The organism is Streptococcus sp. F0442, from assembly GCF_000314795.2.
In the GTDB taxonomy this organism is placed as follows: Bacteria; Bacillota; Bacilli; order Lactobacillales; family Streptococcaceae; genus Streptococcus.
On record NZ_KB373315.1, the window covers coordinates 310,248 to 324,941 of the forward strand.

General features: G+C 45.3%; 14 protein-coding genes. 10 read left to right on the plus strand and 4 right to left on the minus strand.

Annotated features, from left to right (window positions below):
• Positions 1 to 19: 19 nt before the first annotated feature.
• The 5 genes from cysS to HMPREF9186_RS07950 all read left to right on the plus strand — a co-directional run bounded on the left by cysS (position 20) and on the right by HMPREF9186_RS07950 (position 5,600).
• Positions 20 to 1,363: a cysteine--tRNA ligase gene (gene cysS, locus HMPREF9186_RS07930; RefSeq protein ID WP_009732188.1), complete on the plus strand. Its 1,344-nt coding sequence runs from the start codon at positions 20 to 22 to the stop codon at positions 1,361 to 1,363.
• A complete protein-coding gene (locus HMPREF9186_RS07935) occupies positions 1,356 to 1,754 on the plus strand; it encodes a Mini-ribonuclease 3 (protein WP_009732189.1) in 399 nt (132 codons plus the stop codon). Before cysS ends, HMPREF9186_RS07935 begins: the two co-directional genes overlap by 8 nt.
• Positions 1,751 to 2,611 carry a helix-turn-helix domain-containing protein gene (locus HMPREF9186_RS07940; protein ID WP_009732190.1) on the plus strand — a complete coding sequence of 287 codons (861 nt, stop codon included), beginning with the start codon at positions 1,751 to 1,753 and terminating at the stop codon, positions 2,609 to 2,611. The genes HMPREF9186_RS07935 and HMPREF9186_RS07940 overlap by 4 nt, the downstream gene beginning before the upstream one ends.
• A gap of 124 nt (positions 2,612 to 2,735) precedes the next feature.
• The gene (locus HMPREF9186_RS07945) at positions 2,736 to 3,866 is read left to right on the plus strand and encodes an ABC transporter ATP-binding protein (protein ID WP_009732191.1); all 1,131 of its coding nucleotides are present in this window, start codon (positions 2,736 to 2,738) and stop codon (positions 3,864 to 3,866) included.
• 66 nt (positions 3,867 to 3,932) lie between these two features.
• Positions 3,933 to 5,600 (plus strand): alpha-glucosidase, encoded by a 1,668-nt coding sequence (locus HMPREF9186_RS07950; RefSeq protein ID WP_009732192.1) that lies wholly within the window; start codon positions 3,933 to 3,935, stop codon positions 5,598 to 5,600.
• 327 nt (positions 5,601 to 5,927) lie between these two features.
• Here the strand turns inward: HMPREF9186_RS07950 and HMPREF9186_RS07955 are convergent, their stop codons facing one another.
• On the minus strand, positions 5,928 to 9,158 hold the full coding sequence (locus tag HMPREF9186_RS07955) for an LPXTG-anchored zinc carboxypeptidase (protein WP_009732193.1): 3,231 nt from the start codon (positions 9,156 to 9,158) through the stop codon (positions 5,928 to 5,930).
• A 114-nt stretch (positions 9,159 to 9,272) separates the two neighbouring features.
• Positions 9,273 to 10,235: an aromatic acid exporter family protein gene (locus HMPREF9186_RS07960; protein ID WP_009732194.1), complete on the minus strand. Its 963-nt coding sequence runs from the start codon at positions 10,233 to 10,235 to the stop codon at positions 9,273 to 9,275.
• Positions 10,236 to 10,331: 96 nt separating this feature from the next.
• Here HMPREF9186_RS07960 and rlmB point away from each other — a divergent pair, with 96 nt between their 5' ends.
• From rlmB to rpsI, 5 genes are all read left to right on the plus strand, one after another.
• Positions 10,332 to 11,060 carry a 23S rRNA (guanosine(2251)-2'-O)-methyltransferase RlmB gene (rlmB, locus tag HMPREF9186_RS07965; protein ID WP_037614147.1) on the plus strand — a complete coding sequence of 243 codons (729 nt, stop codon included), beginning with the start codon at positions 10,332 to 10,334 and terminating at the stop codon, positions 11,058 to 11,060.
• 19 nt (positions 11,061 to 11,079) lie between these two features.
• Positions 11,080 to 11,595, plus strand: coding sequence for an NYN domain-containing protein (locus HMPREF9186_RS07970; RefSeq protein WP_009732196.1), 516 nt, complete (start codon positions 11,080 to 11,082; stop codon positions 11,593 to 11,595).
• Positions 11,592 to 12,455, plus strand: a complete 864-nt coding sequence (locus tag HMPREF9186_RS07975; RefSeq protein ID WP_009732197.1) for a DegV family protein — start codon at positions 11,592 to 11,594, stop codon at positions 12,453 to 12,455. The genes HMPREF9186_RS07970 and HMPREF9186_RS07975 overlap by 4 nt, the downstream gene beginning before the upstream one ends.
• A gap of 153 nt (positions 12,456 to 12,608) precedes the next feature.
• Complete coding sequence (gene rplM / locus HMPREF9186_RS07980; RefSeq protein ID WP_002876943.1) at positions 12,609 to 13,055, plus strand: 50S ribosomal protein L13; 447 nt, start codon at positions 12,609 to 12,611, stop codon at positions 13,053 to 13,055.
• 18 nt (positions 13,056 to 13,073) lie between these two features.
• Positions 13,074 to 13,466: a 30S ribosomal protein S9 gene (gene rpsI, locus HMPREF9186_RS07985; protein ID WP_002893764.1), complete on the plus strand. Its 393-nt coding sequence runs from the start codon at positions 13,074 to 13,076 to the stop codon at positions 13,464 to 13,466.
• 109 nt (positions 13,467 to 13,575) lie between these two features.
• Here the strand turns inward: rpsI and HMPREF9186_RS07990 are convergent, their stop codons facing one another.
• Both HMPREF9186_RS07990 and HMPREF9186_RS07995 read right to left on the minus strand, forming a co-directional pair.
• Positions 13,576 to 13,797 carry a tyrosine-type recombinase/integrase gene (locus tag HMPREF9186_RS07990; RefSeq protein WP_002893762.1) on the minus strand — a complete coding sequence of 74 codons (222 nt, stop codon included), beginning with the start codon at positions 13,795 to 13,797 and terminating at the stop codon, positions 13,576 to 13,578.
• Between the two features lie 244 nt (positions 13,798 to 14,041).
• On the minus strand, positions 14,042 to 14,650 hold the full coding sequence (locus tag HMPREF9186_RS07995) for a DUF1269 domain-containing protein (RefSeq protein ID WP_002893760.1): 609 nt from the start codon (positions 14,648 to 14,650) through the stop codon (positions 14,042 to 14,044).
• Positions 14,651 to 14,694 lie beyond the last annotated feature (44 nt).

The window sequence follows — 14,694 nt, forward strand, 5'->3', positions numbered from 1 at the left end:
AACAGAAAGGAAATGAAGCGTGTTAAAAATTTATGATACCATGTCTCGTGATTTGCGAGAATTTGTCCCAATCGAAGAAGGAAAGGTTCGCATGTATGTTTGTGGGCCAACTGTTTACAACTATATCCACGTTGGGAATGCCCGCTCAACAGTAGCCTTCGATACCATTCGTCGCTACTTTGAGTACCGTGGTTATGAGGTTGCCTACATTTCTAACTTTACCGATGTGGATGATAAGATCATCAACCGTGCCAAGGAAGAAGGCATTACTCCTCAGGAAGTAGCGGACAAGTACATCGCGGCCTTTCGTGAAGATGTGACGGCTCTGGGGGTCAAGCCTGCAACCCGTCACCCTCGTGTGGTTGAGTTTATGGATGACATCATTCGCTTTGTTACCGACTTGATCGAAAAAGGCTATGCCTACGAGAGCCAAGGGGATGTCTATTTCCGTGTGGAAAAATCTCATAACTATGCCAAATTGGCCAATAAAACTTTGGAAGACTTAGAGCTAGGTGCTTCTGGTCGAACAGATGAAGAAACGGCCCGCAAGGAAAATCCGGTGGATTTTGCCCTCTGGAAAGCTGCCAAACCAGGTGAAGTTTCTTGGGAAAGCCCTTGGGGACCTGGTCGTCCTGGCTGGCACATTGAGTGTTCGGTCATGTCAACGGGGATTTTAGGCGATACCATTGATATTCACGGTGGTGGAGCTGACCTTGAGTTTCCGCACCATACCAATGAAATTGCCCAGTCAGAGGCTAAAACTGGTCAAACCTTTGCCAACTACTGGATGCACAATGGCTTTGTCAATATCGACAATGTCAAGATGTCCAAGTCCTTAGGTAACTTCATTACTGTGCATGATGCATTGAAGACCATCGATGGCCAAGTGCTTCGCTTCTTCTTTGCGACCCAGCACTACCGCAAGCCTATTAACTTCACAGAAAAAGCGGTGCGTGATGCGGAAACCAACCTCAAGTATTTGAAAAATACCTATGAGCAACCGTTCACAGGAGAAGTGGATCCAGCAGACTTGCAAGGCTTTGTGAATAAGTTTATCGCGGCGATGGATGAAGATATCAATGCGGCAAACGGGATTACCGTCGTCTTTGAATTGGCTAAATGGATCAATTCAGGTCACTATAATCAAGACGTCAAGGATGCCTTGACCAAGATGTTAGAAGTCTTTGGAGTGGTCTTTGTCGAAGAAGTCTTGGATGCAGATATTGAAGCCTTGATTGCTGAACGTCAGGAAGCTCGGGCTAAGAAAGATTTTGCGCGAGCAGATGCCATTCGCGATGAATTGGCTGCGCAAGGAATCAAGCTCTTGGATACAAAAGAAGGTGTACGGTGGACACGTGATTGATGTCAATCTAATCAATGGGATTGCCCTTGCCTTTGAGGGAGATGCGGTCTATTCCATGTATATTCGCAGACACCTGATTTTTCAAGGGATGACCAAGCCCAATAAGCTTCACCAGGCTGCAACCCGCTACGTCTCTGCTAGAGCTCAGGCGAGCTTGATTGAAAGCATGCTGGAGCAAGAAATTCTGACGGAAAAAGAGTTGGAGATCTACAAGCGTGGTCGTAATACCAATAGCCATACCAAGGCCAAAAATGCCGATGTCGTGACCTATCGCATGTCGACGGGCTTTGAGGCTGTCATGGGTTATCTCCATATGACGGGTGAGCTTGCTCGTTTAGAAGAGTTGATCAACTGGTGCATCCAGCAAGTAGAAGAAGGAACAAAGCAGTGAAAAATATCAGAGAATGGTTCCCTCAGGCAGAGGTAACGGATCACCCCCATCCACCAGCTGGTTATGTAGCCATTCCCCTGCAGGCCCAGCAATGGTTGCTGCTGAAGGAAGAAGAGCTAACCGAGCGAGAAAAGCAATTGATTGCTTGGTTAGGCAGTGAGGAAGATCTTGCCCCCAACCCTTGGTACCAATACCTGATTGATGGAAAGGGAGAAGCCCCTCAAGTCATCAAAAAAATGCAACTCATCTATTGCCACCTCTCGCACTCGACAGCTGAAGGGATAGCTTCTTGGTTAGAAATGATGCAGACGCTCTTGCCCAATTTTCGGGCAGTCTTGCAACTGAGTGGGCAGGACTATGTGCTCATTCTGGACCAAGACCAATCTTTGCCTGTGGCCGATATCTTAAAAGATACCGTCTCTGCCATGGAATATGATTTTAACATTCGCTTATCCATCATGGTCGGGCAGGTATGGACCGAGTCAAAAGCTGGGAAAGTGTCTCCGGTTATCCGAGCAGAACGGGCAGCCTTTCGAGCCTGGATCCGAGAAGGCCATCAAGGTGTTTACCGCTTTTCTCAACTCTACCTATGGGGAATCGAGCAGGCAGATTTGGATCTCCATCCTATCAAAGAAGGCTTGCATCAGTTGATTGGGAGTCAAGACCAGTTGCAGGATATTATTGTTGCCCTCTGGGACAACGGGGCAGTTGTAACCAAGGCGGCCCAGCAACTTTATCTCCATCGCAATTCCCTTCAATACAAGATTGACAAATGGGAAGAGCTAACGGGTCTCCAGTTGAAAAATCTGACAGATCTGGCTCTTTGCTACCATTTAGTCTTGCAAGATGTAATTTAAACGGAATCAATCGAGAGTTTTGTGCAACTTGCACAAAACTCTTTTTCTTTTTTGTGAGACTTGCCATAGCTTTGTAAAGCGTTTTCATTTACAATAGAACTATAAACATCAAAGGAGTACCATCATGGTAGAATTAAATCTTAAAAATATTTACAAAAAATATCCAAACAGCGAACACTATTCAGTTGAAGACTTCAACTTGGACATCAAAGACAAAGAGTTTATCGTTTTCGTAGGTCCTTCAGGATGTGGTAAATCAACGACTCTTCGTATGATCGCTGGTCTTGAAGACATCACAGAAGGTGAATGTTCCATCGATGGTACTGTTGTAAACAACGTGGCACCGAAAGACCGTGATATCGCCATGGTATTCCAAAACTACGCTCTTTACCCACACATGACTGTTTATGATAACATGGCCTTTGGTTTGAAATTGCGTAAATACAGCAAGGAAGATATCGACAAACGTGTACAAGAAGCAGCTGAAATCCTTGGATTGAAAGAATTCTTGGATCGTAAACCAGCTGACCTTTCTGGTGGTCAACGTCAACGTGTGGCCATGGGACGTGCCATTGTCCGTGATGCAAAAGTGTTCTTGATGGACGAACCTTTGTCAAACTTGGATGCTAAACTTCGTGTATCAATGCGTGCTGAAATCGCGAAAATCCACCGCCGTATCGGAGCTACAACCATTTACGTAACTCACGACCAAACAGAAGCGATGACATTGGCTGACCGTATCGTTATCATGTCAGCTACTAAAAACCCAGCTGGTACTGGTACAATTGGACGTGTGGAACAAATTGGTTCTCCGCAAGAAGTGTACAAAAACCCAGTTAACAAATTCGTAGCTGGATTTATCGGAAGCCCTGCGATGAACTTCATCAATGTAAAATTGGAAGGTGGACACATCGTTGCCAATGGATTGAATTTGAAAGTTCCAGAAGGTGCTTTGAAAGTCTTGAAAGAAAAAGGCTATGAAGGTAAAGAATTGATCTTTGGTATCCGTCCAGAAGACGTGAATACAGAAGCTGCTTTCCTTGAAACTTTCCCAGAATCAGTCGTGAAAGCAACCATCTCAGTGTCTGAGTTGCTCGGTTCTGAATCTCACTTGTACTGCCAAGTTGGTGACAACGAATTTATCGCAAAAGTAGATGCGCGTGACTACCTTGGAACTGGTGAAACAATCGAACTTGGATTTGACTTGAATAAAGCTCACTTCTTCGATAAAGAAACTGAAAAAACAGTATACTAATACCTACTGACACTATAGAGACTGAGACGATTTGTCTCGGTCTCTTTCATTTTAAGGAGACAAGACATGGAAAAAGACTGGTGGAAGGGGAAGGTCGCTTACCAGATTTACCCAAAAAGCTTTAAGGACAGCAATGGCGATGGTGTTGGTGATTTAAAAGGAATTACGGAAAAACTCGATTATCTTCAACAGTTGGGGATTGATATTCTCTGGTTATCGCCTGTTTACAAGAGCCCTTTTATTGATCAGGGATATGATATTTCCGATTATTATGCCATTGACCCCCTTTTTGGGAGCATGGAAGATATGGAAGAGTTGATTGCGGAAGGTAAGAAGCGAGGGATTTCTATCATTATGGACTTGGTGGTTAACCATTGCTCCAGTCATCACGAGTGGTTCCAAAAGGCTTTAGCGGATCCAGATGGCCCTTATGCGGATTACTTTTATTTTATCGAAAGTGACAAAGAACCCAACAACTGGGAAAGTTACTTTGGGGGCAGTGTTTGGGAGCCGGTTCCTGGCACCAACAAATACTATCTTCATTCCTTCCACAAGGATCAGCCAGATCTCAATTGGCAAAATCCTGTCTTGCGCGAAGAAATTTACAGGATGATCAATTGGTGGTTGGATAAGGGAATCGCGGGCTTCCGGATTGATGCCATCATCAATATTAAAAAGGATTTAGAATGGCGTTCGCTTCCATCAGACCGTAAGAATGGCCTGGTCCCAGTGCCGGAGTCGTTGGTGAATGCGCAACCCATTGAACCCTTCTTGCAAAAGTTAAAGGAGCGAACCTTTGCCAAGTACAATGCTTTCACTGTAGGAGAAGTTTTCAATGAAACCGATGAAGAATTGCATTTCTTCATTGGAAAAGACGGTGTCTTTTCTTCTATCTTTGACTTCAAGCAAACCTGCTTGGGGCAGGAAGGAAAGGGCTGGTTTGACCATACTCTTCCAACAGCGGAAGAACTCAAGGAAAGTATTTTCCAAGCGCATGAGCGCGCAGATAGGATTGGTGTTCTCTCGACCATCATCGAAAACCACGACGAACCTCGTGGGGTGTCCCATTATATCGCAGAAGGTCCAGTAAACGATACCAGTAAAAAAGCCCTGGGAACCATTCAGGTTTTGCGCAAGGGAATTCCGTTTATCTATCAAGGTCAAGAAATTGGAATGGAGAACCAAGTCTTTGAATCAGTGGAGGACTTTGATGATATCGCGACCATCAATGGCTACCACGTTGCTAAAGAAGCTGGTTTGAGTGAGGAAGAAGCCTTAGCAGTGATTGCCAACTATAGCCGAGACAATGCGCGGACACCGATGCAGTGGTCAGCGGAGCCAGGTCTGGGCTTTAGCGATGGACCAGCCTGGCTGATCAGTCCCAAACCAGACTATTCTATTAATGTAGAGGACCAGGAAAAAGATCCAGACTCCATCTTGAATTATTACCGTCAGTTAACTGCCTTGTATCGCCATCCCCTCTATGGAAATACCATCCGGTTTGGAGATATGATTCCAGCTTATCGGGAACGTGAGAATATCATCGGCTTCGAACGCCGTGGGGACAAGCGTCTCTTGGTAATCAGCAATTTCCAAAATCGCCAGGCCACTTTGGAGTTGACAGCTCCGATTAAAACGGTCGTTTTAAATAATACTGCTGGGTTGTTCCAAGAAGGAGATCAGGTATTAGAATTGGCCCCTTACCAAACTGTTGTGTTGGAATTGGTGGAATAAGGAGAAACTTTGCATCAGTGTTAGACTTTAATGTAGAATAGTATTTTCATTAAATATTCTGGAGAAATTTATATAAGTTTTCTATACTTTAGAATCAGTCAAGTATAAACTGAAACTTTCCGCCGTGAGAAAAGTGCTTGAAACATTATTGTTTCAAGCACTCGGGAGTTTTGGAACATTAGGTCCAAAACTAAGTCATGGAACTTCGAAGAAGTTCGCTGACGTCCGTACTCACCTAAGGAAAGTTTTGAAAGATATTTTATCTCCAAAAAGAACCTTCGTTTCTGCGAAGGTTCTTTTCATGTCATCCGAGTCTAAGCTTGGAACTTATTCAACTTCTTTCTTTTTCAAGAGGAGCATGCCTCCGCTAACGGCTAGCAAGAAGCTTGAAAGAATGAAGTGCGCCGTTGTGTCTTCTCCAGTTTGTGGCAGTTGCGCCTTGGATGGACTTTCTTGGAAGCTTTGTCCCACTTGGTAAGTCAAGGCTTGCACACTTTCTCCATTTTCAGTTGTCATTTCTTTTTGTGGAAGGAGAACTTTAGGAGTATCCTTCTTGGTCAAGATTGGCTGTGGAGTGGTTGTTTGGTTATGAATTGGAACCACCACTTGATCTGGTTCTTTAGCTGGAACGTAATCCATCAAGCTAGCCAACTTGCTGCCAAAGATCGCGTTGGTTACCCAACGGAAGAAGTGGACAGGGTGTTGGCGATTGGTTGGATTTCCAGCATAGACAAAGAGTGGTTGGCCCAGAAGTTCTCCAGAGATGGCCATGACCTTATTGGCTAGGACTTCATTTTTTGGCCACCAGCCAGCAATGTAGTAGTCGCTTGAAGCGATGCTCATCAAGGTCTTGAAGTTGCTTGGAACTTTTTCAATCCAGTTTCCTGAGTTGGAGTAGAAGAGGGTATTCTTCTTGTATCCGCTGGTCAATGGATCCTGATCATCAATGATGGCCTTCATCAAGCCTTCGTAGTCGCTACCGCCTTTTAATTTTTCAGCGTCAAAGCCTGCAAGAACTCCCAATTTTTCCAGTTTCTGCATGGCTTCCCCACCGATGACGAGAGTTGGTTTCTTGCCAAAGATGGAAGCATCAAAGCGGTTGCTTTCCAAAATAACAACATCCGCTTCTTCTGGAGTATTGACAATTTGGAAGCCTAATTTTTCAAGGACTAGACTGGTATGAGCAGGCGCATCGACTCCAGCCCAATTATAGTGGTAGTTTGGAGAGTAGACCTTCATCGGTTTCAAGGTTGGCCCGCTTGGTACCTTGTAGAGGGCATCACCATAGATGGCATAGTTTGGCAGGAGCGAAGCAAAGGTATCGCGGTCAACGATGTAGCCATCATCTGTCAGGTAGACAGATTTTCCTTGCGCAATGGCCTGGTTAACAGCTTTAACGGCACTGGCTGAGGTATTTGCGATCACATAGTAAGGAGCTTTTGGATCGATTTCTGAGGTTCGAGTGGCACGGGTAGTTGTGACCTCCCCTAGTTTGCCTGTAAAGAGCCCGTCCTTGAAGACTGGTTCTGCTTTGAACCCTCTCATATCAGGGAAGTTGACGAGAAGTTCCGCGTACATCGCAGCCCAGGCAGATTCGTTGGAGCCCTTATAGAGAATATGGTTGGCATAGCCGCGTTTGGCTTGGGCCATGTCAATGACCAAGTCCCCTTTTTTGTAGTTGCCAATATCTTCTTTAAGTTCTTTGACGAGGACACCATTGCGTTTGAAGTAGTCGATCATATTGAAGGCTTCTTGGGCATCGTTGTCTTTGTCGAGGCTCATCGGGATGACGTAGTAGTCTGGGAAGAATTTTGGACGACCGTTTTTCACACGTCCAACGATTTCCCCATTTGGGCCGACCAGTTCATTTTCAGCTTTTGGATCTTCCGTTTTATTGAGACCACGTAAGTAGAAGTTGAGCCGCATCTCAAGGAGACGGTCCGGATCTTGGTTGAGAAAGTCAATGCCACCGAGGACAGCATTGCGTCCAGCCTTATAGGATTCTTGGTTGGATTCTGGTATTTCAATGGTGTGGCCCAAGATGCCGTGATAGACAGCATAGACACCTGTATAACCTGAGAAGGAATCATCCCAGCCATCTCCCCAATCCAGTTTTGGAATGATGTAGCTGTCGTATTTGGAATTGGCAACTCCAGCCCGGCCCATATGATGGGCATTTTCCAGCATGAGGTTGGACATGAGATCGTATTCAAAGTTCGGATCATGTGGAGGTGTTGCAGGTTCGATTAAGAATTCTTTTACAAAACCGTGTAAGTCGTAGAGAGCGATCGGATTCCACTTGTTGATCATTTGGATGACGGTCCGGACTTCAGGGTTGGTTTGGTAGCTGGCATCCCGGTTTGGATCGAGCCCGTTTGCTAGGGCCCGCAGGTTGAGAGCATCTCCATCTGGGTTTTCCGTGAAGTCAAATAAGAAGATGAATTTATTGAGCAAGGTTGGAATATCTAGCGTGACAGTTTTAGCATTTCCAGCTTCATCTGTGGTGTTAAAGCTAACCTTTTCCTTGGTCGCAAAGGTATTAAAGAGGCCTGTGATGATGTCGATCCCTGGCTGCTCATCCGCATGGGTGTTGTGGACTAAGACAGGTAGTTTGTAATCCAAGGTCTTGTCCTTCAGTGCAGCCAGCATTTCGCTTGGTTTGGTCAAAGCTGTAGGATTGGTGCTAGACAGGTAGTGATCGATGCTGGCTTGGTCCTTACTCACAATTCCCATCTTCATGTCCCGGCCTTGGGCGCTCTTACCAAGGGTTTCTAACTGCACCAAACGATCGGGTTTCGCTTCTTCCTTGGATTTTTCGATAGCAGCGAGCATCTCTTCATGTGTATGGTAGTCTTGGTAAGGTCGAAAAACAAGAGTTTTATTGATGGTCACACCCAAGTCTGCATTGGTTCCGACCAGCTCATGATTACCGATGTAGTTGCGGTAAGTCCGGCGGATATTATTTGGGCTCCGAAGGCTAAGATCTTCACCAAAGAGATCTTTCACTTCCATATGGAGATCCAAATCATTGCCGTTTGCAGTCTCTGTGATAGTAAGGAATGGATCCTTGCTCAGGGTTCCAGTCTCCATATCCCAGGTTTTCCACTCCGAGAGAGGCTTGTTGTCCAAGGTCCAGTTGATCTTGCCAGCAGCTTGAGCTTTTTCTTGGACTTTGTCATCAATCGTGCTCTTTTCAGAGAGATAAATGGTGCTATCAGCCAATCGTGTCGCTTGGTCAGCGGTCGTTGCAGCACGGTTAGTGCTTGGACTAGCGGCTGGAGCAACATCTGTAGTAGAAGCCACATCAGAAGTCGCTGCTGCTTCTGCAGAAGTGGCGGGGGCTGCGGTGTCTCCTTTTTCAGCTGTAGCAGGACTGGCAGTCTCAGCTGTCACAGCTTGCTCAGTAGCGGGTGCCGCTTCAAGGACCGTACTTGGTTCTGTTTGAGGCGCTTCTAAGCTATCGGCTGATACTTGGCCATGTCCGATAACGGAAAGCAAGACAGCAGCTGAGAGGCTGAGTGTCGTAGTGTACAAATGTTTCTTATATGAAGACTTCATATAGAAGACCCTCCTTAAAAAGTTATTTTCCTACTCCAGTATACCATTTTAGGAAAGCGTTTTCAACATTTCCCGCAATAAAGAAGCCTTTGCATTTAGCAAGGGCTTCTCTGTCTATTCTGTCTCCTGATGAAATTGTTGGTAAAAATCAACCTTGACCTGAATGAAGGTTTCTAAATCTCTTAACAATTGGAGCAAGGTGGCGCGTGTTTCGAATTCTTCCCGGGTCTTGGGCAAGGGCCGTTCGCGGAAGATCGCCAAATACTGAGTGATATCGTTGAGGAGCTCCTGAGCAGGGTTTTCCTGACTTAACTGTTGCGCAGTCTTCTTGAAAAGTTGAGCCAGGATCATACTTTCACTCGCTGCTAACTGACAGCGGTTGACGTTTTCTGCCATATCTCGCAGGATGTCGTTTTGACGCTTGCGCATTTCGAAGTAGTGAATGTGGTAGTTGGTTTGATGAAAAAGGTGGTTGGAATGATCCAGATAGACGAGATTTAAAGCGTCCTTTAGGATACTATCCAATTCCTTGATCAAGCGGGCATCGTTGCGACCATCCCCTTTACCAAGTAATTCCGCAAAACGACCAAGGATCTTTTTCAGTTGGTCTTCGACAACATCATGGTAGTGATCAATCGCAGCCTGATTAGAAGGCATATAGAGATTGGCCAGCAAGGCAAAGCTGGTCCCGATTAAAAAGAGGGCAAGTTCATTGAGCAAGAGCCCCCAGGAAGTAGACTGCTCAATCAAGAGATGGGTGACGAGGACCGTACTAGGCGTGATGCCGATCTGCCATCCCATTAGAAAGGCACAAGGAGCATAGAGAGCGATAAAGATTCCCAGTGCCCAAAGGTTGAATCCAAAAAAGGAAAAAGCGATACTTCCGATCACAAGGGCCAGCAAGGTCGACATAAAGCGCTGGTAGGCTTGCTTGATCGTACTGCGACGCGTATCAGAGATACTCAAGATGGCAATGACGCCAGCTGAGATAGCATAGGTCAAGCCCAGATCATAAGCAAGGGCAGCTGCTAAACAGGTGGCCAAGGTGAGCTTGATGGTTCGTTGAAAAAGAGGCATGGCTTCCTTTCTATTTTGCTGGTTTCGCTGAGATAGATTTCATTTCATTATATCATGAATTGGCCTCATCCTCCTTTCTTGTGGTATACTAGTTCTATGGAAAATAACGATATAGTATACGGTGTCCACGCAGTCACCGAGGCTTTACAAGCCAATACAGGCAATAAATTATATATTCAAGAAGACCTCCGAGGGAAAAATGTTGACAAGATCAAGGCCTTAGCAACTGAGAAAAAAGTGTCGATTTCTTGGACGCCAAAGAAAACCCTGCAGGAAATGACAGAAGGAGCTGTTCACCAAGGCTTCGTTCTTCGCGTGGCAGCTTTTGCTTACACAGACTTGACAGCGATTCTGAAACAGACAGCCCAAGAGGAGAACCCGCTTTTGTTGATTCTCGATGGCTTGACCGATCCGCACAATCTTGGATCTATCTTGCGGACAGCTGATGCGACCAATGTCTCAGGGGTCATCATTCCTAAGCACCGGGCAGTCGGGGTAACACCCGTGGTTTCAAAAACTTCTACTGGAGCAGTGGAACACATTCCCATTGCGCGTGTGACCAATCTCAGCCAAACCCTAGATAAGTTAAAGGAAGAGGGCTTCTGGATCTTTGGAACCGACATGAACGGCACGCCATCTCATCAGTGGAATACGGCTGGTAAGTTGGCTTTGATCATTGGTAATGAAGGAAAAGGGATCTCAACCAATATCAAAAAGCAAGTCGATGAGATGATCACCATTCCTATGAATGGCCATGTTCAAAGCCTCAATGCCAGTGTGGCAGCAGCCATCCTCATGTATGAGGTCTTTCGCAACCGACTATAAATAGTAGAAAGGCAATGATATGAAACGAAAAATCTTATTGGTTGACGGCTACAATATGATTGCCTTCTGGCAGGAGACCCGCCAGCTCTTTCAAAAAAGTGAGCTCGATGCGGCGCGCAACATCCTCCTGCAAAAACTGAGCCATTATGCTAGCTTTGAAGGGATCGAAGTCATCTGTGTCTTTGATGCCCAGTATATGCCAGGAGTGCGGCAGACCTACGATGAGTTCAATGTTCAGGTGGTCTTTACCGGTGAGGATGAGACGGCAGACGACTATATCGAGCGCTTGGCGGCAGAGCTCAATACGCCCCTCCACCAGGTATCCGTCGCGACCAGTGACTTACATGAACAATGGACTGTCTTTGCTCAAGGAGCCCTTCGGGTATCCGCGAGAGAGTTAGAGAAACGAGTCGCAGTCGTCAAAGGAAGCCTCAATCAGGCGCAGCGAGTGGTCAATGATCAAAAACCACCCATGCGACCGCTTGATCACCAAGTATTGCGACAATTACAAGAAATGATGGGAGACAAGAAATGACATTTGCTATTTTAACAGATTCGACAGCAGATTTGGACCAAAACTGGGCCAAGGAACACCAGGTGACCATTCTTGGTTTGACCATTGAGTTAGATGGGACGGTTTACCAGACAGTAGGAGAAGGTCAATTGACCAGCCCTGAGCTTTTAGAAGCCATGAAAAATGGGGCCAAGCCGACAACCAGTCAGGTCAATGTGGGCCAATTCCAGGAGACCTTTAAGCACTTTGCAAAAGAAGGAAAAGCTGTACTTTATGTAGCCTTTTCATCGGTCTTATCTGGGACCTATCAGAGTGCAGTCATGGCACGAGACCTGGTTTTAGAAGACTACCCGGAAGCCGTGATCGAGATTGTCGATCCGAAGGCTGCTGGGATTGGAGAGGGCTACCTGGTCATGCGGGCAGTAGCAGCGCGCGATGCGGGTCGCTCATTAGCAGAAGCCAAAGAAGAGATCATGGCTTTAGCTCCAAAACTGCGGACCTATTTCCTTGTCGATGATCTCTACCACCTCATGCGTGGCGGTCGTCTTTCTAAGAGTGCTGCGATCATGGGAAGTCTAGCCAGCATCAAGCCTATTCTCTGGATTGATGCAGAAGGGAAATTAGTCCCCATTACGAAAGTTCGTGGACGCAAAAAAGCCGTCCGAGAATTACTGGAGCTGATCAAAACCGATATCGGTGGAAGCACAGCCTTGGTCTCTTATACAAACGATCTAGAAGGAGCTGAAGCGTTGAAGGCAGAAATGCTTGCGCTTGAAGGCGTCGATGAAGTCCTCGTGATGCCCCTTGGACCAGTCATCTCTGCACATGTCGGCCCGAATGCCTTGATCGGATTTGTCATAGGAAAAGAAAATCGCAAATAATTTTCCAAATCGGTTGACTTTTATCTTAGAATTTTGATACAATAGTAGGCGGTATTGTTTACCCCATTTGTAAGGCCCCGGAACCTTTCAAATAACTTGCGGACCGGAACATCCGCCCTGTAAACAAAAACGATATTCATAATAGGAGAAATCATGAACAAAACTACATTCATGGCTAAACCAGGCCAAGTAGAACGCAAATGGTACGTTGTTGACGCAACTGATGTACCTCTTGGACGCCTTTCAGCAGTTGTTGCAAGCGTGCTTCGCGGAAAAAACAAACCAACATTCACACCTCACACTGATACAGGTGACTTCGTAATCGTTATCAATGCTGAAAAAGTTAAATTGACTGGTAAAAAAGCAACTGATAAGATCTACTACACTCACTCAAACCACCCAGGTGGATTGAAATCAATCTCTGCTGGTGAACTTCGTTCTAAAAATGCAGTTCGTTTGATTGAGAAATCAGTTAAAGGTATGCTTCCACACAATACTCTTGGCCGCGCTCAAGGTATGAAATTGAAAGTATTCGTTGGAGCTGAGCACACTCACGCTGCACAACAACCAGAAGTTCTTGATATTTCAGGACTTATCTAAGGAAAGGAACAATAAAGTATGTCACAAGCACAATATGCAGGTACTGGACGTCGTAAAAACGCTGTTGCACGCGTTCGCCTTGTTCCAGGAACTGGTAAAATCACTGTTAACAAAAAAGATGTTGAAGAGTACATCCCACACGCTGACCTTCGTCTTGTAATCAACCAACCATTCGCAGTTACTTCAACTGCAGGTTCATACGACGTTTTCGTTAACGTTGTAGGTGGTGGTTACGCTGGTCAAGCAGGAGCTATCCGTCACGGTATCGCTCGTGCCCTTCTTCAAGTAGACCCAGACTTCCGCGATTCATTGAAACGCGCAGGACTTCTTACACGTGACTCACGTAAAGTTGAGCGTAAGAAACCAGGTCTTAAGAAAGCTCGTAAAGCATCACAATTCTCAAAACGTTAATCAATACGATTATATCAACGTTTACAGACATTCAAGAATTATTTCTTGGATGTCTTTTTTGTTTCAAAAAATCAAAGTTCACCCCAAAATTCACCCCATATTCACCCCATCAATTTTTTAAACTACGAAAAGCAATATCACCTACAGTCTGATTGACTTTATCTTTGATATTAACGTAAGTTTTTGTAATCTCTTTATCACTATGAGTAAGAGCTTCTGAGAAGGCTTCAAGAGAAACACCTGCTTGTTTAGCAAGAGTAGCACCAGTATGTCTTAGTTTGTGTGGTGATGCTGGTGCTAATTCGGGATGTCTTCGTCTGACTGATTTCATCTTGATAAAACTTAAAATTTTTCTAATTATAACGAAGCATAGTCAAAAAGCTATGACCTCTATATTCACAAAAAAATCCAGACCAATACTAGTCCAGATTTCTTGTCTATTAAACATTCTTTTCAAAGAATGGAAGAACGGCTGTAACGGCTTTGTCAACGCAATTATTTAACTGTGAGAATCCGACGCACATAAATTTTAAATGGCGTCTCAGTCACATTTAAATTTATGAGACGCTTAGACGTTAGGCTTTCAATTTGTCAAATTTTGCTTTGACATTTGCCTTGAATTCTTCAAGTTTAGCCTTGCGTTCGGCTTTACGTTCAGCCTTCATTTGTGCACGTGCCTGGTTGTAGAGGTCTTCTTGGACTTGCAGAGCTGCTTCGATTTCGGCTACGACGGTTGCTACATCCCAACGCACGATTTGGGTGTCGTACTTGGTGAAGTAAGCATCGATGACTGCTTCGTTGTTTTCTTGCACCAAGGCGACAACGGCTGTTTCGCCGTCGATCAATTTTTGAGACACAACGTCAATCAAGCCAGCTTCTGCCGTATCAACGGTATCACCAGCAGCCAAACCATAGAGGCTGCCAATACCATAACCAAACAAGACGCCGATAGGACCACCCAAAAGCCCGATAACTGCACCGAGCAAGCCACCTTCTAGGGTTGCATCCGTCGTTGAATCTTCAAAGTCATAGCGTTCTTTTTCAACGATGTGACCGTTTTCATTTTTGACCAAGGCGATTTGAGCAACCTTGGTCGTCTGAGTTTGGCGGAAAGCCTTCAAATCCGCAAAGGACTGATAAGCTTCGCTTTCAGTGTTAAAGACTGAAACTACTAGGTTTTCCATAGTTAGTACCTCTTTTCTAAATATATACGTTCATTATAATACAG